13 protein-coding genes and 1 pseudogene are annotated in these 23,322 nt (G+C 65.6%); 8 read left to right on the forward strand and 6 right to left on the reverse strand.

Annotation, left to right across the window (positions count from 1 at the left end; all coding sequences use genetic code 11):
- Positions 1 to 895, forward strand: an 895-nt coding sequence (gene tcmP / locus J7367_RS14450; protein ID WP_209028941.1) for a three-Cys-motif partner protein TcmP, incomplete at its 5' end; no start/stop codon positions are given.
- Between the two features lie 314 nt (positions 896 to 1,209).
- Here the strand turns inward: tcmP and J7367_RS14455 are convergent.
- Positions 1,210 to 6,219, reverse strand: coding sequence for an NAD-glutamate dehydrogenase domain-containing protein (locus tag J7367_RS14455; RefSeq protein WP_057659559.1), 5,010 nt, complete (start codon positions 6,217 to 6,219; stop codon positions 1,210 to 1,212).
- 279 nt (positions 6,220 to 6,498) lie between these two features.
- Between J7367_RS14455 and J7367_RS14460 the strand changes: the two genes are divergently transcribed.
- Genes J7367_RS14460 through J7367_RS14470 form a run of 3 tightly spaced genes read left to right on the forward strand, consistent with a single transcriptional unit; the run spans position 6,499 to position 11,669 of the window.
- The gene (locus tag J7367_RS14460) at positions 6,499 to 7,158 is read left to right on the forward strand and encodes a TetR/AcrR family transcriptional regulator (protein WP_057659557.1); all 660 of its coding nucleotides are present in this window, start codon (positions 6,499 to 6,501) and stop codon (positions 7,156 to 7,158) included.
- A gap of 14 nt (positions 7,159 to 7,172) precedes the next feature.
- Entirely contained in the window at positions 7,173 to 8,480 is a 1,308-nt protein-coding gene (locus J7367_RS14465) for an efflux RND transporter periplasmic adaptor subunit (protein WP_057659554.1), read from the forward strand.
- A gap of 12 nt (positions 8,481 to 8,492) precedes the next feature.
- Positions 8,493 to 11,669 (forward strand): multidrug efflux RND transporter permease subunit, encoded by a 3,177-nt coding sequence (locus tag J7367_RS14470; protein ID WP_057659552.1) that lies wholly within the window; start codon positions 8,493 to 8,495, stop codon positions 11,667 to 11,669.
- Positions 11,670 to 12,006: 337 nt separating this feature from the next.
- Here J7367_RS14470 and J7367_RS14475 read toward each other — a convergent pair whose 3' ends face one another.
- Positions 12,007 to 13,002 carry a LacI family DNA-binding transcriptional regulator gene (locus J7367_RS14475; RefSeq protein ID WP_005917351.1) on the reverse strand — a complete coding sequence of 332 codons (996 nt, stop codon included), beginning with the start codon at positions 13,000 to 13,002 and terminating at the stop codon, positions 12,007 to 12,009.
- Positions 13,003 to 13,163: 161 nt separating this feature from the next.
- On the opposite strand from J7367_RS14475, the gene ptsP reads away from it, so the two are divergent.
- The 4 genes from ptsP to J7367_RS14495 all read left to right on the forward strand — a co-directional run bounded on the left by ptsP (position 13,164) and on the right by J7367_RS14495 (position 19,975).
- The gene (gene ptsP / locus J7367_RS14480) at positions 13,164 to 15,680 is read left to right on the forward strand and encodes a phosphoenolpyruvate--protein phosphotransferase (RefSeq protein ID WP_057659550.1); all 2,517 of its coding nucleotides are present in this window, start codon (positions 13,164 to 13,166) and stop codon (positions 15,678 to 15,680) included.
- Complete coding sequence (gene pfkB / locus J7367_RS14485) at positions 15,677 to 16,633, forward strand: 1-phosphofructokinase (protein ID WP_022559388.1); 957 nt, start codon at positions 15,677 to 15,679, stop codon at positions 16,631 to 16,633. The genes ptsP and pfkB overlap by 4 nt, the downstream gene beginning before the upstream one ends.
- Positions 16,634 to 16,785: 152 nt before the next feature.
- Complete coding sequence (locus J7367_RS14490; RefSeq protein WP_057659548.1) at positions 16,786 to 18,528, forward strand: fructose-specific PTS transporter subunit EIIC; 1,743 nt, start codon at positions 16,786 to 16,788, stop codon at positions 18,526 to 18,528.
- 169 nt (positions 18,529 to 18,697) lie between these two features.
- Positions 18,698 to 19,975: a carbohydrate porin gene (locus J7367_RS14495; protein ID WP_057659545.1), complete on the forward strand. Its 1,278-nt coding sequence runs from the start codon at positions 18,698 to 18,700 to the stop codon at positions 19,973 to 19,975.
- A gap of 237 nt (positions 19,976 to 20,212) precedes the next feature.
- Here J7367_RS14495 and J7367_RS14500 read toward each other — a convergent pair whose 3' ends face one another.
- The 4 genes and pseudogenes from J7367_RS14500 to J7367_RS14515 form a co-directional block, all read right to left on the reverse strand.
- Positions 20,213 to 20,863: a hypothetical protein gene (locus tag J7367_RS14500; protein ID WP_057659543.1), complete on the reverse strand. Its 651-nt coding sequence runs from the start codon at positions 20,861 to 20,863 to the stop codon at positions 20,213 to 20,215.
- Positions 20,864 to 20,903: 40 nt separating this feature from the next.
- Positions 20,904 to 22,049 (reverse strand): annotated as a pseudogene (locus J7367_RS14505) (hypothetical protein); the annotation flags it as partial.
- Positions 22,050 to 22,463: 414 nt separating this feature from the next.
- A complete protein-coding gene (locus J7367_RS14510) occupies positions 22,464 to 22,700 on the reverse strand; it encodes a hypothetical protein (protein WP_081023147.1) in 237 nt (78 codons plus the stop codon).
- Positions 22,701 to 22,794: 94 nt separating this feature from the next.
- The gene (locus J7367_RS14515; protein ID WP_057659538.1) at positions 22,795 to 22,974 is read right to left on the reverse strand and encodes a hypothetical protein; all 180 of its coding nucleotides are present in this window, start codon (positions 22,972 to 22,974) and stop codon (positions 22,795 to 22,797) included.
- Between the last annotated feature and the right edge of the window lie 348 nt (positions 22,975 to 23,322).

The raw sequence follows: 23,322 nt of genomic DNA on the forward strand, positions 1-23,322 counted from the left end.
ACGAGATTCCGACCTTGCGGCGTTTTGCCCAGCTCAGTGGCTTGAGGTCATCAAGTTCATCCAGTCCAAGAGCCCCCGCAACGGGCGCTCTATCTTCCTGCTGGACCAGTACGCCTACCGTGATGTGCCCGCGCATGTCATCAAGCGAATCCTGCACACCCTTCCGAGGGCCGAAGTGATTTTGACGTTCGGCGTGGATTCCTTCATCAATTTCGCCAGCGATACGGGCCTGACACAGAGCCTTCTTGCGCAGATTGGCATTCCCGACGCGCTGCAGGGGCGAACATTTGAAGAAATTAAGTCGTCGGAACGCGACTGGAGACTGTTCATTCAGGGCAGCCTCTATCGAGGGCTGGTGGATCGTTGCGGCGCTGAATATTACACACCCTTCTTCATCCGAAACCGGCAGGGGTTCGGGGACTACTGGCTGATCCACATGTCCCAGCATCATCGGGCGCGGGACGTGATGACGCAGGTTCATTGGAAGAACAACAACTACTTCATTCACTACGGCGGCGCGGGGATCGACATGTTCGGCGCAGGTATGACCGGATACGACCCCAAATTCGACACCAGCGGTAGTGGACAAGGCGCACTGGCCTTTGAGTTCGATGACGTTGCCCGGAACTCAAGCGTCAGCGCCCTTTTGGAACAGATTCCCCGCTACGTCTATGCTCACACTGACGGCATGAGCTTTGGTGAACTGTTTACGAAAACCTGCAACAGCTCGCCCGCCAGCGCGGACATCTATCGCTCAGCCATCGAGCGCCTGATCGAAGAGCGTGTGATTGTGGCCAAGAGCGAGCAGGACTCGACCCGACGGGCCGCAGCGCAGATCCGGTTCAGCGATCAGCTGCTCCCGCCGGGCCAGCGCTCCCTTTTCTTTGGGTGTTAACCCGGCGCGGCCCGCGCTCTCAGCGCGACCGCCAACACCGACGTGGCTGCCGGAATCCGATTGTGCCTTGGAGCACCGCCCTAGACCGAATTCGAAGACCGGAGGTAAGGCTGGGCGCGGCGACGGACTCCTACCCGTCTATTACCCACCCTGATGGCCCGAGTGGGCAAGCCGGCTTCAGGGCAAGTGCGCCCTCATGGCGGCCCTGCACGCAAGAGGCCGCCCGTAGGCGGCCTCTGCGTTGACTCAACTAGGCTGTCGCGCGACCACCACGATAGCGAAGCATTCGCTCCACCATTGCGGCAACACGTTGCTTACACCCCGTGTGCAGCCAGCTGGCCCAACCGCTGCACTGCCACCGACACGGTCGGGTAATCCAGGGTCTTCTGCTCAGCGACATCGGCGAGCATGGCCAGGGTGAAGCGCAGGCTGGAATCGTCGCGTGACAGCCAGTTGGCCACCTTGTCCTCGGCACTGCTGCCGGACATGGTCAGCACCTGGCCGACCAGCGCGCGTTGGTGTGCGGCCAGTTCGTCGCGCAGCACGCCACGCGCCACCGCATGCCAACGCCCGTTGACCTCCAGTGCGTCGATCTGCTCGAACAGCCACGGCAGCCGCAGCGCTTCGCCCAGGCGGAAATGCACCTTGGAGACGTCCACCGGCTTGAGCTTGCGGGTGCGCGCGGTTTCGATGATGTCGAAGGCCGGTTCCAGATAACGCAGTTCGGACAACTGCTGCGCCAGTGCCGGGGTCAGGCCCTTGTCCTGCCACTCCTGCACGCTGGCTTCGTATTGCGGGCGCTGTGCGTCCGACAGCACGCCCGACGCCACGCGGATGTCGTTGAACGGGCCGTGGTAACGCTCCACCGCCGCGGTGATGCCGGGCATCTGGCCGGGGCGCAGCAGCAACCAGCGCACGAACGAGCGTTGCAGACGCCAGATCACTTCCAGCGCGTCGATCTGCACCGATTCGGGCACCTTGCCGTCCAGCGCGTCGATCTGTGTCCACAGCGCGCGCGCATCCAGCGTTTCGCGGCTGATGGTATAGGCCTTGGCGACCTCGCCGATGCTGCGACCGGTATCTTCCTGCATGCGCATCAGGAAGGTGGCGCCCATGCGGTTGATGGTGGTGTTGGTGACCGCGGTGGCGATGATCTCGCGCTTGAGGCGGTGACGCTCCATCGCATCGGCGTACTTCTTCTGCAACGGCTGCGGGAAGTAGCGCTGCAATTCCTTGGACAGGTACGGGTCTTCGGGAATGTCAGATTCCAGCAGCTGCTGGAACGCCACCAGCTTGGAATACGACAACAGCACCGACAGCTCCGGCCGGGTCAGGCCCTGGCCGCGCGCCTTGCGTGCCGACAGCTCGGCATCGGAGGGCAGGAACTCGATCTGCCGATCCAGCAGGCCCTGCAGTTCCAGCGTGCGGATGAAGTGCTGCTTGGAGCCGAGCCGCTTGACGCTCATGCGTTCCATCAGGCTGATCGCCTGGTTCTGCCGGTAGTTGTCCCACAGCACCAGGTCGGCCACTTCGTCGGTCATCGACGCCAGCAGCTTGTTGCGTGCGTCATAGGTCAGCTTCTTGGCCTGCACCATGTCGTTGAGCAGGATCTTGATGTTGACCTCGTGATCGGAGGTGTCCACGCCGGCCGAGTTGTCGATGAAGTCGGTGTTGAGCAGCACGCCGGCCTGCGCCGCTTCGATGCGGCCCAGCTGGGTCAGGCCCAGGTTGCCGCCCTCGCCCACCACCTTGCAGCGCAACTCGCCGCCATTGACGCGCAAGCCGTTATTGGCGCGGTCGCCGACATCGGCATGCGACTCGCTGGCCGCCTTGACGTAGGTGCCGATGCCGCCGTTCCAGAACAGGTCCACCGGGGCCTTGAGGATGGCGTTCATCAGTTCGTTCGGCGACAGCTGCTTGACGCTGGCGCCCAGGCCCAGCGCTTCACGCACCGGTGCACTGATGTCGATGGATTTGAGCGTACGCGGATAGATGCCGCCACCGGCGCTGATCAGCTTGGCGTCGTAGTCGGCCCAGCTGGAACGCGGCAGCTTGAACAGGCGGTCGCGCTCGGCGAAGGACAGCGCTGCATCCGGGTTCGGATCCAGGAAGATGTGCCGGTGGTCGAACGCGGCCAGCAGGCGGATGTGCCTTGAGAGCAGCATGCCGTTACCGAACACGTCGCCGGACATGTCGCCGATGCCGACCACGCTGAAGTCCTGGCTCTGGCAATCGCGGCCCATGGCGCGGAAGTGGCGCTTGACCGATTCCCACGCGCCGCGCGCGGTGATGCCCATGCCCTTGTGGTCGTAACCGACCGAGCCACCGGAGGCGAACGCATCGCCCAGCCAGAAGCCGTGATCCAGCGCCAGGCCATTGGCGATGTCCGAGAACGTGGCAGTGCCCTTGTCGGCCGCCACCACCAGGTACGGGTCGTCCTGGTCATGACGCACCACCTGCGGCGGCGGCACGATCTTGCCGCCGACGATGTTGTCGGTGATGTCGAGCAGGCCCTGGATGAAGAGCTTGTAGCAGGCGATGCCTTCTGCCTGGATCGCATCGCGGTCGCCGCCCACCGGCGAGCGCTTGACGTAGAACCCGCCCTTGGCGCCAACCGGCACGATGACGGTGTTCTTGACCATCTGCGCCTTGACCAGGCCCAGCACTTCGGTGCGGAAATCCTCGCGGCGATCCGACCAGCGCAGGCCGCCACGCGCCACCGCGCCGAAGCGTAGGTGCACGCCTTCCACGCGCGGGCCGTAGACGAAGATTTCGCGATAAGGACGCGGCTTGGGCAGATCCGGCACCCGCGCCGAATCCAGTTTGAAGCTGATGCAGTGTGGGTGCTTGCCGTTCTTGTCGGCCTGGTAATAGTTGGTGCGCAAGGTCGCATCGATCACATCGATGAAGCTGCGCAGGATGCGGTCTTCGTCCAGGCTGGACACGCGATCCATCAACTTCAGCAAGGTGGCGCGGGTAGCGTCCTGCTGCGCGGTGCGATCGCCGCCGCGTGCTTCCAGCACGGCTTCCAGCGCCTTGAGCGTGGCCTCGTCGCCGCCTGCCAACGCAGACAGTTCTTCGCGCAGGCGCTCCTGGCCGGCGAAGATCTGTGCCTTGGTTTCAGCGCCGGTGGACGGATCGAAGCGTGCCTCGAACAATTCCACCAGCAAGCGCGCCAGCAGCGGATAGCGTGTGAAGGTGGCTTCGACGTAGGCCTGCGAGAACGGCACCGCTGTCTGCAGCAGGTATTTGCAGTAGCCGCGCAGCAAGGCCACCTGGCGCCAATGCAGACCGGTCGCCAGGATCAGGCGATTGAAGCCGTCGTTTTCGGCGTCGCCATTCCAGATGCGCTCGAACGCTTCGCCGAAGCTGGCGTCGGCGTGTGCGGCATTGATCTTGCCGGAGGTCGATTCGACCTCGAAATCCTGGATGTAGACCGGCGTTTCGCCCACCTGCAACCGATACGGCCGCTCGGAAATCACGCGCAGGCCCATGTTTTCCATCATCGGCATCGCATCGGACAGCGGAATATCGTCGAGCTGGCGGTACAGCTTCAGGCGCAGGCCTTCGCCCGCGTCCAGACGCACGCCATCGTCGCGACGGATTTCCTGCAGGCTCAGATGCAGATCGTCCGGGCCATCCAGCGAGGCGAGATGCTCGACGTCGGACACCGCCGATTCGATCGACGAATCTTCGATATAGCCGGCCGGCAGTGCGCGGCCGAAGTTGGCCGCCATGCGCAGGCCATTGGCCTCGCCATGCCGCGCAACCAATGCTTCGCGCAGCGCATCGCGCCAGTTGCGCAGCAGGTGCGCCAGCCGCGCTTCGAGTTCGGTGGTGTTGAACTCCAACGCCTCGCCGCTCTTGGGACGCACGATCAGGTGCAGCTGCGCCAGTGGCGATTCGCCCAGCACCACGCTGGAGTCGATGTATTCGCCGTGCAGCGCGTCCTTCAACAAGGCTTCGATGCGCAGGCGCACATCGGTGTTGAAGCGTTCGCGCGGGATGTACACCAGCGCCGAGATGAAACGCCCGTACTTGTCGCGGCGCAGGAACAGGCGGCTCCGCACGCGCTCCTGCAGCCCCAGGATGCCCATCGCGGTGCGGTACAGCTCCTCCTCGTTGGACTGGAACAGCTCCTCGCGCGGCAGCGTTTCCAGGATGTGGCGCAATGCCTTGCCGCTATGGCTGCTCGGGGTCAGCCCCGACTTGCTCATCACGTATTCGTGGCGCTGACGCACCAGCGGAATTTCCCATGGGCGGCGGTTGTAGGCGCTGGAAGTGAACAGGCCCAGGAAGCGCTGCTCGCCGACGATACGGCCCTTGGCGTCGAATTCCAGGATGCCGATGTAATCCATGTAACCGACCCGGTGCACGCGCGAACGTGCATTGGTCTTGGTCAGGATCAACGCATCCTTGAGTTTGGACGACGCGTTCAACCCATGCGCGGCCAGCGTGGTCACCGGGCGCGCCGGGGAAGTGTCGCGCCCGCGCAGCAGGCCCAGGCCGGTCTCTTCCAGCGGCGCCAGCACGTCCTGGCCATCCTGCTTCTCCACCCGATACTCGCGGTAGCCGAAGAAGGTGAAGTGGTCGGCCGCGGCCCAACGCAGGAACTCCTGCGCCTCATGCCGGCTGAGGTCGTCGATCGGCAGACGGCGGGTCGCCAGATCGTCGGCCAGCATGACCATGCGCTCGCGCATCGCCGACCAGTCCTGCACGATGGCGCGCACCTCGGCCAGCACCTTGCGCACTGCCGCTTCCAGCTTGGGCATTTCTTCCGGCGGCTGGCGGTCGATCTCCAGCACCATCAGCGATTCGCTCCTGCCCTCGCCCACTGCGGTGAGCTTGCCGGCCTTGTCGCGCGCGATGCGCAGCACCGGGTGGCCAAGCACGTGCACGCCGATGCCCAGATCGGCCAGGGTCATGCTGACCGAATCCACCAGGAACGGCATATCGTCGTTGACGATCTGCAGCAGGGTATGCGGCGACTCGTAGCCGTGGCTCTTCAAGGTCGGGTTGAACACCCGCACGTTGACCGTGCCGGCCTTGCGCGCGCGCGCGAACTCCAGCATGTCCGATGCCAGCGCCGCCCATTGCTCCGGCGGATGGTTCGGGAATTCGTCTTCCTCCATGCGCCGGTAGAAGTCGGCGGCGAACGCCTGGACTTCGGCCTGACGGGCGGCCGGGTAGCGCTTGCGCAATGCGGCAAACACCGGCTCCAGGGTCACCGCCTGCGGTTCGGTGGCAAGCACGGGGACGGCACGTTCGGCGACCGGTTTGACCGACGTCGTGGACGATTTCGAAGCGGCTTTCTTGGCTGTCATGAGTAGAGCTGGAATGCTCGGTGGAAAACCTGAATTGTACCAGTGCGCGGTGACGACGCCTTGCTGCATAGCGCAAATGTGTGGGCCGCGATGGCCTCTGGCGGCATGCAAAAAGCGCTACATCTCTGTATGGACGAGGACGCGACGGCAGGAAGGCGGGGCTGGATCGCCACAACCGGCAAAGTCCGGCCAAATGCTTGGCACACAAGGCGTTGTGCAGACAATGCCGCGGCCGTCAAGCCTGTTTAAAAACTAAACTGGACGGTATAGTCTACCGACATGATCCCTCACTCCCACCGTGCTGCCCGGCGTTCGGACTGCGATCGACGCATCCATGCCGCCGTGCATGCGCTGCTGGCCGAGCGCGGCATGCGGCTGAGCATGGATGCCGTGGCCGAGCGGGCCGGCTGCTCCAAGCAGACCCTGTACAGCTACTACGGCTGCAAGGAAAACCTGCTGCGCGATGTGCTCCAGGACCACGTGCACCTGGCTACCGGCCAACTGGGCGCGGTCTCCGGCGATCTGCACGCGGATTTGCTGGCCTTCGCCTTGGCCCATCTTGACCGTCTGAACAACCCCGATGTGCTACAGACCTGCCGTCTGGTCGAAGCCGAGTCGCACCGGTTTCCCGACCAGTCGCAGCAGATCTTCCACGAGGGTGTGGTCGGCATGCAGCAGCGCCTGGCGCATCGCTTCGAACAGGCGATCGACGCTGGCCAACTGCGGCATGACGATCCGCACTTCATGGCCGAACTGTTGCTGAGCATGATCGTCGGGCTGGATTTCGACCGCCAACGGTTTCAAGTCCCCCATCGCGCCGGCCTCCCCGCCAGGCAGCGGTGGGCGCAGTTCGCCGTGGACACCTTCCTGCGTGCGTTTGCTCCGGCTCTTGCCGCGCCGACGCCGGCACCGCCTTCTCTTCTCACTTCAAGACCCTAACGGAGTTCCTCCTGATGATTGCCCCGCTCCGCACATTCGGCCTAGCCTGTGCCATCACCGTGGCGCTGGCTGCCTGCAGCAAGCCCGAACAACAGCAGGCACCGCCGCCGCCGGAAGTGTCGGTGCTGGAGATGAAGCCGCAGACGCTGCCGCTGGAACGCGACCTGGTCGGCCGCCTGTCGGCGTACCGTTCGGCGGACGTGCGTGCGCGCGTGGACGGCGTGGTGCTCAAGCGCCTGTACACCGAAGGCGCCAACGTCACCGAAGGCCAGCCGCTGTTCCAGATCGACCCGTCGCAGCTGAAGGCCACGCTGCTGCAGGCGCAGGGCCAGCTGGCCGCCGCCGAAGCGACCTATACCAACGCCAAGATCGCCGCGACGCGTGCGCGCAGCCTGGCGCCGCAGCAGTACGTTTCGCGCGCCGACATCGACACCGCCGAAGCCAACGAGCGTTCGTCCGGCGCCAACGTGCAACAGGCGCGCGGCGCGGTCGAGGCCGCGCGCATCCAGCTCGGCTTCGCCACCGTGACCTCGCCGATCACCGGCCGCGCCGGCATTCAGCGCGTGACCGAAGGCGCACTGGTTGGTGCCGGCGAAGCCACCCTGCTGACCACCGTCGACCAGATCGACCCGCTGTATGTGAACTTCGCCATGAGCAGCGAAGAACTGGCCGCCCTGCGGCAGGCGCAGAGCAGCGGCAACGTCCAGCTCAGCGGCGACGGCAAGTCCTCCATCAACGTGGAGCTGGGCAACGGCACGCAGTACCAGCACCCCGGCACGCTGGACGTGTCGGCGGTAACGGTGGACCCGAGTACCGGTGCGGTGTCGCTGCGCGCGACCCTGCCCAACCCCGAACAATCGCTGTTGCCGGGCGCGTTCGTGACCTTCAAGGCCGGCCTGGGCCAGCGCAACAATGCCTACCTGCTGCCGCAGCAGGCGGTGCAGCGCGATGCCACCGGACCCTACGCCCTGGTACTGGGCAAGGACGGCAAGGTGGTCCGCAAGAACCTTACCGTCGACGGCCAGCAGAAGGGCCAGTGGATCGTCACCGGCGGCATGACGCCGGGCGACCAGGTCATCGTCGATGGCGTGCAGAAGGCCAAGGAAGGGCAGCCGGCCAAGGGCGTGCCGTGGGATCCGAACAAGCCGGCACAAGGCGGCCAGCCCGGCGCACCGGGCGCGGCGCCCGCCGCGGCGCAGGGTGGCGACGCGCAAGCCGCACCGTCCGCCGACAAGGCCGATGCAGCGGCGCCGGCCGCCCAGCAACAGCCCAAGCAGGATGCGGCCGCGCAACCGGCCGACTCCCAGTCCAAGCAGCAGTGACGGAACCCGGACATGCCTAAGTTTTTTATCGAACACCCGGTCTTTGCGTGGGTGGTGGCGATCCTGATCTCGCTTGCGGGCGTGATCTCGATCCTGAATCTGGGTATCGAGTCGTACCCGACGATCGCCCCGCCGCAGGTCACCGTCACCGCCAACTTCCCCGGCGCCAGCGCCGACACCGCCGAAAAGGCAGTGACCCAGGTCATCGAACAGCAGCTCACCGGCATCGACCACCTGCTGTACTTCAACTCGTCCTCGGCCGCCAACGGCCGCGTGACCATCACGCTGACCTTCGAAACCGGTACCGACGCGGATATCGCGCAGGTGCAGGTGCAGGTGCAGAACAAGGTGTCGCTGGCCACGCCGCGCCTGCCATCGGAAGTGACCCAGCAAGGTGTGGTGGTGGCCAAGGCCAACGCCGGCTTCCTGATGGTGGCCGCGCTGCGCTCGGAAAACCCGTCGATCGACCGCGACGCGCTCAACGACATCGTCGGTTCGCGCGTGCTCGAGCAGATCTCGCGCGTACCCGGCGTGGGCAGTACCAACCAGTTCGGCGCCGAGTACGCGATGAACATCTGGTTGAACCCGGAGAAACTGCAGGGCTACAACCTGTCGGCGACCCAGGTGCTGACTGCGGTGCGCAACCAGAACGTGCAGTTCGCGGCCGGTTCGGTGGGCGCCGACCCGACCCCGGAAGGCATCAGCTTCACCGCCACGGTGTCGGCGGAAGGCCGCTTCAGCTCGCCCGAGCAGTTCGAGAACATCATCCTGCGGACCGACAACAATGGCGCCACCGTGCGCTTGAAGGACGTTGCACGCGTGACCGTGGGGCCGAGCAACTACGGCTTCGATACCCAGTACAACGGCAAGCCCACCGGCGCCTTCGGTATCCAGCTGTTGCCGGGCGCCAACGCGTTGAACGTCTCCGAAGCGGTCGGCGCCAAGCTCGACGAACTGCAGCCGACCTTCCCGCAGGGCGTGACCTGGTTTGCGCCGTACGAATCGACCACCTTCGTGCGCATCTCCATCGAGGAAGTGATCCACACGCTGGTGGAAGCCATCGTGCTGGTGTTCCTGGTGATGCTGCTGTTCCTGCAGAACTTCCGCGCCACCGTGATTCCCACGCTGGTGATTCCGGTGGCGCTGTTGGGCACGTTCTTCGGCATGTACATGATCGGCTTCACCATCAACCAGCTGACGCTGTTTGCGATGGTGCTGGCGATCGGCATCGTGGTGGACGATGCGATCGTGGTGATCGAGAACGTCGAACGCATCATGAGCGAGGAACACCTGGAGCCGAAGGCGGCCACCCAGAAGGCGATGACCCAGATCACCGGCGCGGTGGTGGCCATCACCGTGGTGCTGGCAGCGGTGTTCATCCCCTCCTCGCTGCAGCCTGGCGCCTCGGGCGCGATCTACAAGCAGTTCGCGTTGACCATCGCCATGTCGATGGGGTTCTCCGCCTTCCTCGCGTTGAGCTTCACGCCGGCCTTGTGCGGTGCGTTTCTCAAGTCCACCCACTCCACCAAGAAGAACTGGGTCTACCGCACCTTCGACAAGTACTACGACAAGCTGGCGCATCGCTATGTCGGCGTGGTGGGCCATACCCTCAAGCGCTCGCCGCCATGGATGATTGCGTTCGTGGCGCTGCTGGTGCTGTGCGGCTTCCTGTTTACGCGGATGCTGGGTAGCTTCCTGCCGGAAGAAGACCAGGGCTTTGCGGTGGCCATCGTGCAGCTGCCGCCGGGCGCGACCAAGATCCGTACCAATGAAGCCTTCGCGCAGATGCGTGCGGTATTGCAGAAGCAACCGGCCGTGGAAGGCATGCTGCAGATTGCCGGGTTCAGCTTCCTGGGCTCGGGCGAGAACGTCGGTATGGGCTTCATCCGGCTCAAGCCGTGGGAAGAACGCGACGTCACTGCCGAGCAGCTGATCCAGCAACTCAATGGCGCTTTCTATGGCATCAAGGGCGCGCAGATCTTCGTGGTCAACCTGCCCACCGTGCAGGGCCTGGGCCAGTTCGGCGGCTTTGATATGTGGCTGCAGGACCGTTCCGGTGCCGGCCAGGAGGCGCTGATCAATGCGCGCAACATCGTGCTCGGCAAGGCTGCGCAGAAGCAGGACGCCCTGGTGGGCGTGCGTCCGAACGGCCTGGAAAACTCGCCGCAGCTGCAGCTGCACGTAGACCGCGTACAGGCGCAGTCGATGGGCCTGGATGTCAGCGATATCTATAGCTCGATCCAGCTGATGCTGGCGCCGGTGTACGTCAACGACTACTTCGCCGAGGGCCGCATCAAGCGCGTCAACATGCGTGCCGACGATCAGTTCCGCGCCGGCCCCGAGTCGCTGCGCAACTTCTTTACCCCCAGCGCCACCGCCACCGGTATCGACGGTCAGCCGGCCATGATCCCGCTGAGCAACGTGGTCAAGGCCGAGTGGAACTACGCCTCGCCGGCGCTGAACCGCTACAACGGCTATTCGGCCGTGAACATCGTCGGCAACCCGGCTCCGGGCGGCAGTTCCGGCCAAGCGATGAGCGCGATGGAAGATATCGTCAACAACGATCTGCCGCCGGGCTTCGGTTTCGACTGGAGCGGCATGTCCTACCAGGAAATCATCGCCGGTAATGCGGCCACGCTGTTGCTGGCATTGTCGGTAGTGGTGGTGTTCCTGTGCCTGGCCGCGCTTTACGAGAGCTGGTCGATTCCGGTGGCGGTGCTGCTGGTGGTGCCGATCGGCGTGCTGGGCGCGATCACCTTCTCGATGCTGCGTGGGTTGCCGAACGATCTGTATTTCAAGATCGGCATGATCACGGTGATTGGTCTGGCGGCGAAGAACGCGATCCTGATCGTGGAATTCGCAGTGGAGCAGCGGGCGGCGGGCAAGACCCTGCGCGAGGCCACCCTGGAAGCGGCGCACCTGCGGTTCCGCCCGATCCTGATGACCTCGTTCGCGTTCATCCTGGGCGTGTTGCCGCTGGCCATCTCCACCGGTGCCGGCGCCAACTCGCGCCACTCCATCGGTACCGGCGTGATCGGCGGCATGGTATTCGCCACCGTGCTCGGGGTGATCTTCATCCCGCTGTTCTTCGTGGTGGTGCGCCGCATGCTGGGCGACAAACTGGACGAGCAGTCCAAGGAATACCTGGCCGTGCAGAACGAGGGTGGAACCCACCGCCCGGATCGCTGAGTCAGGCAGTAGATGCAACAAAAAAGCCCCGGCACTGCCGGGGCTTTTTTGTGCGGCATCGGTGGAAACCATTGCGAAATCCGCCACTCCTAGGAGCGCACCCGGGCGCGAACGCATTCCCGATAACCCCCGTCGCGCCCGGGTGCGCTCCTACGAGGGTGCGATGGCCGGCAGGTTGCGGCGATCGGCGCGATGGCCTGAATAATCACGCTCAGTGACACTCGGGTTCGCCGGCATCGTGCAGGTCAGCAACGCGCGGCAGACAGCCGTCCTTGTAGGAGCGCGCCCAGGCGCGAACGAATGACCGTTGAAGCCACCGCACCCAAAAGCTACCGCCCTACACGCCCGCAATACGCGCGCCGGTCGACCCACGCACCACGCAGCGTCCTGTCATCACCATGCGGCGGATCGGCAATTGCGGATTGCTTAGCCGTTCCAGCAGCAGCGACATCGCCGCCCGGCCCATGTCTTCGACCGGCTGCTCGACCACGGTGATGCCCGGCTCGACCAGGTCGGTCCAGCGCTCGTTGTCGAACCCGGCCAGGGCCAGATCCTGCGGCAGGCGCAGGCCGGCGGTGCGTGCGGCCTTCAACGCGCCCATCAGCAGCAGGCTGTTACTGGTCACGATGGCCTCGGGCCGCCGGTCGTTGGCCAGCCATGCCCCCAGCTCGGCAATCGCCGCCTCGGCGGTGGGCGCCACCTCGCGGTAATCCGGCTGCAGCCCCTGTGCGCGCATCGCTGCCAGGTAGCCGTCGCGGCGCTCGGCCGCGGTGGTGCTGGTGCTGCCGAACAGCCCGCCGATGCGCCGGTAGCCCTGCGCCTGCAGATGCGCCACCAGCTCGGCCATGGCCGCGCCGTTGTCCAGCACGACGCTGTCATAGCGGCTGCCGGGGCCGGCGCGGTCCACCAGCACGGTGGGGTAATCCAGCGCCAACTCGTGCATACGCCCCACCGTGACGCGGGTCGGCGCAAAAATCAGCCCGGTGATGCGTTCTTCCTGCATCAGCTCCAGGTATAGCGCCTCGCGCTCGGGATCTTCATCGGTATTGCACAGGGTCACGCGCATACCGGCCTTGTAGGCGACCTCTTCCACTGCACGGATCAGCGCCGTGAAGTACGGGTTGCGGATGTCGGCCACGATCACCCCCAGGATGCCGGATTGCTGGGATCGCAATCGCCGCGCCATCAGATTGGGCCGATAGCCGGTCTGGCGCACCGCCGCTTCCACCTTGGCCCGCACCTCGTCGCTGACCGGGCCGCTGCCCAGCGCGCGCGACACCGTGGACTTGGACACGCCGGCCACGCGGGCCACGTCATTGATGCTGATACTCACTGGGACCGTTCCCGCTCCATTTTGCGCACCTTGACCCAGGCGCGGTGTCGGCCCTGATGCTAACCCGAAAGCACTACGGCGTTTTTGTGCACCGCACATTGACCTGGATCGTGGGAACGTTCCCACTATACTCCCCAGCCCCATCTCATCCGGAGCCCGCCTTGTCTTCTCCGTCGCCCGCCCCCGTTACCCCCGACCTTGTGCGCCTGCGCGCCTCAGCCCGCGACAAGGACGACGCCATCGCCCAGGCCGCCCAGTTACTGGTCGCGGCCGGCTGCGTCGCGCCGGGCTACGAGGCCAGCATGCGGCGGCGCGAAGGCCTGGCGAACACCTTCCTGGGCCACGGCCTGGCGATTCCGCATGGCGTCGGCGAAGACCGCCACCTGGTGCGCCGCGACGGCATCGCGGTGCTGCAGCTCCCCGACGGCGTGGAATGGAACCCCGGCCAGATCACCCGGCTGGTGGTCGGCATCGCCGCGCAATCGGACACCCACATCACCTTGCTGCGCCGGCTGACCCGGTTGATCCAGGATCCGGCGCAGCTGGAAGTGCTGTTCAGTACCGACGACCCCAACGTGATCGTCGCCGCACTCACCGGCGACCGCGCGCCCGAGACCAGCGCCGCGCCGGCCACCGACCTGGCCGAAGCATTCGAGTGGACCATTGCCTACCCCAGCGGCCTGCACGCGCGCCCGGCCACCCGCTGGGCCGAGACCGCACGCGGCTTCTCGGCACGCGCGCAGGTACGTGCCGGCGACCAGGCAGCCGATGCCAAGAGCCTGGTCGGCCTGCTGCAGCTGGGCCTGCGTGCCGGCGACAGCATCACCGTCTCGGCCGAAGGCAGCGACGCAGCCGAGCTGCTCAAGCGCCTGCGCGCCGTCATGGACGGCCTGACCGCGCAGGAAAAGGCCGATGCCGAGCGCGCCGCGCAACGTCGCGCCGCCCCGGTGGCCGGCTGGACCCCGCCGCAGGCGCAGCCGGCCATTGTCGGCATTGGCGCCAGCCCGGGCGTGGCGATCGGCATCGTCCACCGCCTGCGCGCCGCGCAGACCGAAGTGGCCGATCAACCGGTGGGCCTGGGCGATGGCGGCGCGCAACTGCACGAGGCGCTGACCCGCACCCGCCAGCAGCTCGCCGCGATCCAGGACGACACCCAGCGCCGGCTCGGCGCCTCGGACGCGGCCATCTTCAAGGCCCAGGCCGAACTGCTCAACGACACCGACCTGATCACCCGCACCTGCCAACTCATGGTCGAAGGCCACGGCGTGGCGTGGTCGTGGCACCAGGCGGTGGAACAGATCGCCTCCGGCCTGGCCGCACTCGGCAACCCGGTGCTGGCCGGTCGCGCGGCCGATCTGCGCGATGTCGGCCGACGCGTGCTGGCCCAGCTCGACCCGGCCGCGGCCGGCGCCGGTCTCACCGACCTGCCCGAGCAGCCGTGCATCCTGCTCGCCAGCGACCTGTCGCCGTCGGATACCGCCAATCTGGACACCGCGCGCGTGCTCGGCCTGGCCACCGCGCAGGGCGGCCCGACCTCGCACACCGCCATCCTTTCGCGCACGCTCGGCCTGCCGGCACTGGTCGCGGCCGGCGGCCAGCTGCTGGAGATCGAAGACGGCGTCACCGCCATCATCGACGGCAGCAGCGGGCGCCTGTACATCGACCCGTCCGAGCAGGATCTGGACGCAGCACGTGCGCATATCGCCGAACAGCAGGCCATTCGCGAGCGCGAAGCCGCGCAGCGCGCGTTGCCGGCCGAAACCACCGACGGCCACCACATCGACATCGGCGCCAACGTCAATCTGCCCGACCAGGTCGCGATGGCGCTGACCCAGGGCGCCGAGGGCGTCGGCCTGATGCGCACCGAATTCCTGTTACTGGAAAGCGGCCGCACCCCCAGCGAAGACGAACAACACGCCACGTATCTGGCGATGGCGCAGGCACTGGATGGCCGCCCGCTGATCGTGCGTGCGCTGGATATCGGCGGCGACAAGCAGGTGGCGCATCTGGAATTGCCGCACGAAGAAAACCCGTTCCTGGGCGTGCGCGGCGCGCGCCTGCTGCTGCGTCGCCCCGACCTGCTGGAGCCGCAACTGCGTGCGCTGTACCGCGCCGCCAAGGATGGTGCTCGGCTGTCGATCATGTTCCCGATGATCACCTCGGTGCCGGAACTGATCGCGCTGCGGGAGATCTGCGCACGCATCCGCGCCGAGCTCGACGCACCGGAAGTGCCGATCGGCATCATGATCGAAGTGCCGGCCGCCGCCGCGCAGGCCGACGTGCTGGCGCGCCACGCAGACTTCTTCTCGATCGGTACCAACGACCTCACCCAGTACGTGCTGGCGATCGACCGCCAGAACCCGGAACTGGCCGCCGAAGCCGACAGCCTGCACCCGGCGGTGCTGCGCATGATCCGCAGCACCATCGAAGGCGCACGCAAGCACGACCGCTGGGTCGGCGTCTGCGGCGGCCTGGCCGGCGACGCGTTCGGCGCCAGCCTGCTGGCCGGCCTGGGCGTGCAGGAATTGTCGATGACGCCCAACGACATCCCGGCGGTCAAGGCACGCCTGCGCGGCGCCGCGTTGAGCCGGCTGCAACAGCTCGCCGAACAAGCGCTGGCCTGCGAAACCGCCGAACAGGTGCGCGCACTGGAAGCAAAGCGCGAGGACAAGGCATGAGCCTGCAGGCCATCACCGTCACGCTGAACCCGGCGATCGACCAGACCATCCAGCTCGAACACCTGCAGCCGGGCGCCGTGCACCGCGCCAGCAGCGTGCGCAACGATGCCGGCGGTAAAGGCATCAATGTGGCCGCGTGCCTGGCCGACTGGGGCAGCCAGGTTGCTGCGCTGGGCGTGCTCGGGGTCGGCAATGCCGGCGTATTCGAAGCGCTGTTCCGCGAACGCGGCATCGCCGATCACTGCCAGCGCATGGCCGGCGAAACCCGCACCAATCTCAAGTTGGTCGACGCGCGCAGCAACGACACCACCGACATCAACCTGCCCGGCCTGCGCTTAGGGCCTGCGCATCTGCAAGGCGTGGCCGATCATCTCGCCCCGCTGCTGCGCCCCGGCCTGCCGGTGGTGCTGTCGGGCAGCCTGCCGGCCGGGCTGCCGGACGACAGCTGGGCGCAATTGCAAGCCCAGGCCAGCGCTGCCGGTGCGCGCGTGCTGCTGGATACCAGCGGCATGCCGCTGGCGAGGGCGCTGGATGCCGCACGCGAGGCGCTGCCGTATGCGGTCAAGCCCAATCGCGACGAACTCGCAGCCTGGACCGGCCGCCCGTTGAACGACCGCGGCGCACTCAGCGCCGCCGCGCACGAACTGATCGCCCGCGGCATCCAGTTGGTGGTCATTTCGATGGGCACCGAAGGCGCCCTGTTCGTGCAACGCGACCAGCGGTTGATCGCCCGCCCGCCTCGCCTGGCGCACGGCAGCAGCGTGGGCGCAGGCGATGCGATGGTGGCCGGTCTGGCCGCCGCCTCGCTCGATGCCGCGACCACGCTGGAGCAGTGCGCACGGCTGGCCACGGCGTTTTCGATGTGCCGGCTGGAAAGCGGCGACGCGCGCCGGATTACGCCAGAGGGCGTGCGCCGCGCCGCAACCGATGTGGTGATCGAAGCACTGTCATGAGCAGCCATTCGCCGCTGCCGATGCATGCACCCAGGCGTTCGTCTGGCTGGCAGTCGCAGACGGCGGCAGATCGCGCGCATCACCGCCACGCATAACGCTTGAAATTCCCCCGCCGGCGACACCGGCGACCGCAACACAGCAGGAGTTTTGCCATGTCCTCTTCCATCGTGGTCATCGCCGCTGGCGAACGCAGTACCGAAGCCGTCCTGGCGGCCGAAGCGCTGCGCCGCGCGGCCACTGCCGCCGGCCGTCGCGTGACGATCGAAATCCGCAGCGACCAGGGCGTGCTCGGCGCCTTGCCGGGCGAACTCGCCAGCGCCGCCGCCCAGGTCCTGGTGGTCGGCGACGCCGACGCCGATACCGCCCGCTTTGGCGATGCGCAACTGGTGCGCCTGAGCCTGGGCGCGGTGCTGGACGATCCGGCGGCTGCGATCGGCAAGCTGGCCGCACACGCCGACCCGGCCGTCGCCGGCAATCCCGGTGGCACCGCCAGCGGCAGCAAGCGCATCGTGGCCATCACCTCCTGCCCTACCGGCATCGCGCACACATTCATGGCCGCCGAAGGCCTGCAGCAAGCCGCCAAGAAGCTCGGCTACCAGATGCGGGTGGAAACCCAGGGCTCGGTGGGTGCGCAGGACGCACTCACCGACGACGAAATCCGCGCAGCAGACGTGGTCATCATCGCGGCCGACCGCGAGGTCGACCTGGCCCGCTTCGGCGGCAAGCGCGTGTTCAAGAGCGGCACCAAGCCGGCGATCAACGATGGCCCGGCGCTGATCAACAAGGCCCTGGCCGACGCCAGCGTGCAGGGCGGCGCCACGCCCGCCACCGGCACCGCCGCCAGCGCCACCGCGAGCAAGGGCAATGGCCGCACCGGCGCCTACAAGCATCTGATGACCGGCGTCTCGTTCATGCTGCCGTTCGTCACTGCCGGCGGCCTGCTGATCGCGCTGGCATTTGCGCTCGGCGGTATCTACGCCGGCGACGATGCGCACCAGGGCACCCTGGCCTGGTCGCTGTTCCAGATTGGCGCCAAGGCCGGCTTCACCCTGATGGTGCCGGCCCTGGCCGGCTATATCGCCTACTCCATCGCCGATCGCCCGGGCATCGCGCCCGGCATGATCGGGGGCCTGGTCGCGGCCAATCTCAACGCCGGTTTCCTCGGCGGGATCATTGCCGGCTTCATCGCCGGCTACGGCGTGGCTGCGCTCAACCGCTATATCAAGCTGCCGCGCAACCTGGAAGGCCTCAAGCCGGTGCTGATCCTGCCGGTGCTGGGCACCCTGCTGGTCGGGCTGGCGATGATGTACGTGTTCGGCCAGCCGGTGGCCGACCTGCTGGCCTGGCTCACCGCCTGGCTGCGCGGCATGCAGGGCAGCAGCGCACTGCTGCTGGGCCTGTTGCTTGGCGGCATGATGGCCTTCGACATGGGCGGGCCGGTCAACAAGGCGGCCTATGCGTTCTCCACCGGCCTGATCGCCAGCCAGGTCTATACCCCGATGGCCGCCGCCATGGTCGCCGGCATGACCCCGCCGCTGGGCATCGCGCTGGCGACCTGGGTGTTCCGCAACCGCTTCACCGCCGAAGAACGCGGATCGGCCACCGCGGCCGGCGTGCTCGGGCTGGCCTTCGTCACCGAAGGCGCCATCCCGTACGCTGCGCGCGACCCGTTGCGCACCATCCCGGCGCTGGTGATCGGCTCGGCCGTGGCCGGCGCCATCTCGATGACCGCCGGTGCCGAATTGAAGGCCCCGCACGGCGGCATCTTCGTGCTGCTGATCCCCAACGCCGTCACCCACTTGCTCAATTACGTGCTGGCTCTGGTGGTCGGCGTGGTGGTCACGGCCATCGCGCTGCGCCTGCTCAAGAAGCCGGTGACCGACGTCATCGCCTGAGGCACCCACAGCGGCACGGACCTGCCGCCGCACCTGACGCGCCCGAGTGTTCCGGCGCCCCTGACCTGCTTCACCGCTGCGCGCACCCGGGTGCGCCGCCAGCGGCTTGCCCATCCACGTGTTGTCGCGTTCGCCACCACGGCCACGCCCTTTTGTCCGGAGTCCTGCCATGACCACTTTTGCCCCCCGCCGTGCCCGCCCCCGCCTGTTGTGCCTGTCGCTGACCCTGGCACTTGCCCCGCTCGCCCACGCGCAGGACGCCGCCGACGCCTTCAAGCTCAAGCTGGGCTATACCGGCGAAGCCGCCTCGATGATCGATGGCGGCCGCAAAAGCGGCGACGCCTATGCCGGCCAGTTGATGGTCGGCACCGATGTCGACATGGACCGCCTGTTCGGCTGGAACGGCGCCACGGTGAAGTTGTATGTCACCAACCGCCACGGCACCAACCTGGCCAACAGCAGCATCGGGAACAGCACCTCGGTGCAGGAAATCTACGGCGGCCAGGGCACGCGCCTGGCCAACTTCACCCTGCTGCAGAAACTCTTCAACGACCGCCTGGAACTGGAAGCCGGCCGCAGCGTGGCCAATATCCACTTCCTCGGCTCGGACCTGTGCCAGTACTTCCAGGGCAACTCGGCCTGCGGCAACCCCACCTTCGTCTTCCGTACCAGCAACTTCACCTACTGGCCGGTCTCCAGCTGGGCCGCGCATGCCACCGCCTGGGTCACGCCCAAGGTCTATGTGCATGTGGGCGCCTATGAAGTGAACCCGGTGCAGGCGCAGGACGGCCAGCACGGCCTGAAATGGAGCACCGACGACACCACCGGCGTGGTGGTGCCCTACGCCGTGGGCTACAAGAACAAGGGCGGCGACGGCAGCATGGCCGCGATGTACGAACTCGGTGGCTGGCAGGACAACTCCGACTACACCGACCCGCTGCGCGACCGCAACGGCAACCCGGCCGTACTGAGCGGCCTGGGGTATGAGAACAAGCAGGGCCGCTCTGGCCTGTTCGCACGCTTCGAACAGCAGGTGACCAATCCCGACCCGTCGGGCACGCGTGGCCTGACCGTGTTCGGTGCCGTGCTGCAGAGCACCGGCGGCCAAGCGATCGAGGACCATTTCATCCAGCTCGGCCTGGTGCAGAAAGGTACCTTCGCCAGCCGCCCGCAGGACAACATCGCCTTCGTGATCACGCAGCAGAAATACAGCGACGAAGCGATCGAAAACCTGCGCCTGGCGCGCGCCTCCGCCGGCGGCACCGGCACCCCAGCCGACAACCAGATCATGATGGAGCTCAGCTACGGCATCCAGGTCACCAAGCGCCTGCGCATCGCCCCGAACCTGCACTACGTCATCAACCCCGACCAGTTCAACGAACCGACCCGCACCACCGATCTGAAGAACGCGCTGATCGCGGGCATGCGGATCGACTGGAATCTGTGAGCCGCAGAGAAGCTGCGCGCGTTGCGCGCATGCTTGGCGGGCACCACCATCTGAAGTGAGTGGCGGGTGCGTTGCATCTGACTGCAGTGCAACGCATTGCGTCGACTCGGCTGGCATGCGCATTTGCCGGATTTGGCCAATGAGTTCGATGAGCCGCTTAGGCGCGACCGCACGCGAGGTGGCTTTGTCGGCCGCCCCTGTCGCGCGCAAGCCAGTGGCTGTAATGACGACGTCGCATCATCGCGAATCTGATGCTGCCCGCAGATTGATCGCTCTGTACTGCCGCTGGTTGCCGTAACGCGGCCCATTCTTCTCAAGGGTGGCACAGAGCCGGCCTTCGCCACAGGGAGCTAGGTCGGCACGGGACACGCGATCCAGGTAGTCGATGGACGCTCGAAGCTGTGCGAGTTCGGTTCGCTTTTCGGTGATCGTGCCAACCGAGTAGGCCACCGCACCCAGGCCCAACACGCCGGCCACGAGCATCGTGGCGGATGCAATGCCCATGCGTCGCGTGATCTTTGTTTCCAAGGACTGCTGGGCCTGCGCGTAACGGCGAGTGGCTTGCTGCAATGTCTCATCCGCAGTGGTCATCTCTTTGTTGAACCGCTTGGCGGCCGGCTCCAATGTCTGCGTCAACGCTTGATTGGTCAGCTGCGTCAACCGCGGCAACGCATTCTCCAATACCCGATTGACCTTGGCATCGGCGCTGCTGGCCGCGTGCTGGAGCACCTGGAGTTGCTCGGCGACCACCTCGCGCAGCCGTTGTTCGCGCTGCTGCATGGATGCCATCAGCGTCGTCAGCACCGTGATGGTCTCTTGCAACGACGAATTGGATGCGTTCAACGTCGCCATCATTTCCGCCATTGCCGCGGCGTCTTGCCTGTCCATGAGGTCTCCTGAGCTCGGCTGATAACGGAAGCGATTTTGACTAACCGCCGCCCCCACCACCACCACCACCTCCTCCTCCTCCTCCTCCTCCTCCCCCGCCGCCACCGCCGTCTCCACCCCCACCGCCGTCCCCTTGGGGACCGCTCTGCATCGGCCCCTTGGCGAACTCCGGCAAGGTCATCACCATCACCGGCCCGCGGCTGGTGTTGATCTCCGCTGAGACATCCATCCCCAGCGCCTGGCGTGTGGTGGCGAGCTCCTGGGCCTCCTGCTGGGCCTGCGTCTCCAGGAACTCGTTGCCTCTTTTGATCAGCGCCTGCGTTGCTGCGCTGTTGGCCACCCGGTTCAAGGCCTGCTCGATCGCCAGCTCGTTCTTGCTATCGAGTGCGTAGAGCACCTCGTCCACGTCCGGGTCGCCCGTAATGGATTTCCGCTGAACCTGCGAGGCATCGTTTGGCGCATCCCCTGATCCAGGACCGGCGAAGCGCTGAGCTAGAGGTGGAAAGGCATCGGTTTGCTCAGCCGCTTCACTGGGAGAGCGACGCGCTTGCTCGCGCTGCGGGATCTCGTCGAGGCTCGCGCCGTCCGTGCTCCGGGCGTTGTCACGAGCGAAGGGATAGGGTTCTCCACGGTCGCGATACTCCTTCCATTCCTGGTGGAAGCGTTCGTCTTCCCGATCTGCCGCCTCAATCCCCTGTTGCAGCTGGCGCAGCGAGCGCATGGTCTCTTCCAGAAACAAAGCGCCACCCGGGTCTGCGGCGCTGCGGTCCTGCACCGGAGTCGATGGGGCGCGCTGGTTTTCCGCATCCGCCGACCCTGCGGGGAAGCGATTTACAGCACTAGCTTCCAAGGAACGCTCATGTGCCTGCGCAACGTGTGCTGCTGGCGGCACAGTCGCCCCATGCTCAGTGAGCGAGAAATCTGAGGGACGGAGCTGCTCGGCCTTGGTTTCTTGCTCAGGAGTTGAGAGCGCTGCGGCCTGCGATGCCATCAACGGGTCCGCTCTCGCAGGCGTTGTTGGGGCCATGACGCGAACCGGCTCTGCCTCGTGCTCACGCACAGCATCTTGCTGGCGGACCGGTGCTTGCTCTATCTCCGCCTGCTGCGTTTGCACCCGGCGAGACAGCGCCGGGGTCACCGCATCGGCCTGTGCGCTTTGCAAAGGTGGATTGCCAGATTCCCGCCCCTACAACCCCCAATGCCGTCATAGTTCAACCGGCGACCTGTCCACTGTAGAGTTTGAACGGCGCTACGCGCAACGGGGGTCGTGAGTGTCTACAGAACCCTGGGCGTATCACGGCCCGGCAGCAAGTATGCCAATGACCGATTCTGATAGGGTACGGCAGAGGATCTCCAGGGTTCCGGCCCAGCAATCCTCAGCGCTCGCCAAACTGTCGGGAAGCATGACGCACTCTGCGGCCCAGGAAAGTGGGTGACCATTACGGGAGCGACCGCTGTCTTGCTGGAGAGCGACGTATGCGGTTGCTCAGTTTTTGATGTCCTGCGAGTCCATCCCTGTGCCACCTAACGCTTGAATTAAGCCGAGTTGCGAAGCGACTTCGGCTTGAATGAGTTGTTAGACGCGCGGCCGAGGTACTGGCTACGCAGCCGACAATGATACGGACCTTGCAATGCCAAAGATTGCAAAGCAACCGCCAGCAAAGATGAAAACAACAGGGACGCAACAGCCCATGGCTTTGCCCACCTTACGTTGCCGCCCCGATTTGGAGAGCGGAACGCCAAGTTGCCGGGACAGCTTGGACTTTGCACTTGAAATGCCGGTGGCACGCTTCCAGGAGAACGACAAACCAGGAATCCACTCCTTCTTGCGTCCCATGACTATCTCCCAAAGCGCCTAACGCTGGACTTAAGCGGCGGCGTAGCCCTCCGGCTTGAACGAATTGTTAGGCCTAGGCCACGAAATCCATGACCTAGCCCGCGAGGATATCCTTTGCCTTTTTGATGAAGTAAGCACGAAGCTCATCGTCTTGGATGAATTGCTTGGCGCGTTGCTCGACTTCGGGCATGGAGCGATATTCATTTTTCCCCAAGAGGTCACTCAGATATGCATCTGCCTCAGCCTCGCTTTCAATTCTGTATGGCTCGATCATTTTTGATCCTTTTGCTTAACGCCTGAGTTAAGCCGTGCCGCGAAGCCGCATCGGCTTGAATGAATTGTTAGGGCGCACTAGCCGCACCGTTTTGTAGCCGTTCTAGCTTTCTCAGCTTGTGGACCAAAAGCCTAGCCCCACTCTCATCCACGAAGTCTTCGTACATAACCGTGCTGTCTCTGAAATGCTGCTCCAAGCGGTTTAGGGAAGGTCTGAACAACGAGACCTGACAGGGCGGAAGGTGGCGTCGTTCCGAAGAGTGGCTTTTGGAACTTCGGAATTTCGCCATTTCTGGCGCTTTCCGCGGGAATTTCCCGGTTCACAGACGCACGCTCCCCATCGCCGGCA

Origin of the sequence: Xanthomonas sp. D-36-1, from assembly GCF_017746155.1 — a bacterium.
Classification (GTDB): domain Bacteria; phylum Pseudomonadota; class Gammaproteobacteria; order Xanthomonadales; family Xanthomonadaceae; genus Xanthomonas; species Xanthomonas cissicola.

Excerpts from the sequence above, each read along its gene's own strand:
- J7367_RS14455 (WP_057659559.1), bottom strand. The coding sequence starts at position 6,219 with ATGACAGCCAAGAAAGCCGCTTCGAAATCGTCCACGACGTCGGTCAAA.
- J7367_RS14460 (WP_057659557.1), top strand. The coding sequence starts at position 6,499 with ATGATCCCTCACTCCCACCGTGCTGCCCGGCGTTCGGACTGCGATCGA.
- J7367_RS14465 (WP_057659554.1), top strand. The coding sequence starts at position 7,173 with ATGATTGCCCCGCTCCGCACATTCGGCCTAGCCTGTGCCATCACCGTG.
- J7367_RS14470 (WP_057659552.1), top strand. The coding sequence starts at position 8,493 with ATGCCTAAGTTTTTTATCGAACACCCGGTCTTTGCGTGGGTGGTGGCG.
- pfkB (WP_022559388.1), top strand. The coding sequence starts at position 15,677 with ATGAGCCTGCAGGCCATCACCGTCACGCTGAACCCGGCGATCGACCAG.
- J7367_RS14490 (WP_057659548.1), top strand. The coding sequence starts at position 16,786 with ATGTCCTCTTCCATCGTGGTCATCGCCGCTGGCGAACGCAGTACCGAA.
- J7367_RS14495 (WP_057659545.1), top strand. The coding sequence starts at position 18,698 with ATGACCACTTTTGCCCCCCGCCGTGCCCGCCCCCGCCTGTTGTGCCTG.
- J7367_RS14500 (WP_057659543.1), bottom strand. The coding sequence starts at position 20,863 with ATGGACAGGCAAGACGCCGCGGCAATGGCGGAAATGATGGCGACGTTG.
- J7367_RS14510 (WP_081023147.1), bottom strand. The coding sequence starts at position 22,700 with ATGGGACGCAAGAAGGAGTGGATTCCTGGTTTGTCGTTCTCCTGGAAG.
- J7367_RS14515 (WP_057659538.1), bottom strand. The coding sequence starts at position 22,974 with ATGATCGAGCCATACAGAATTGAAAGCGAGGCTGAGGCAGATGCATAT.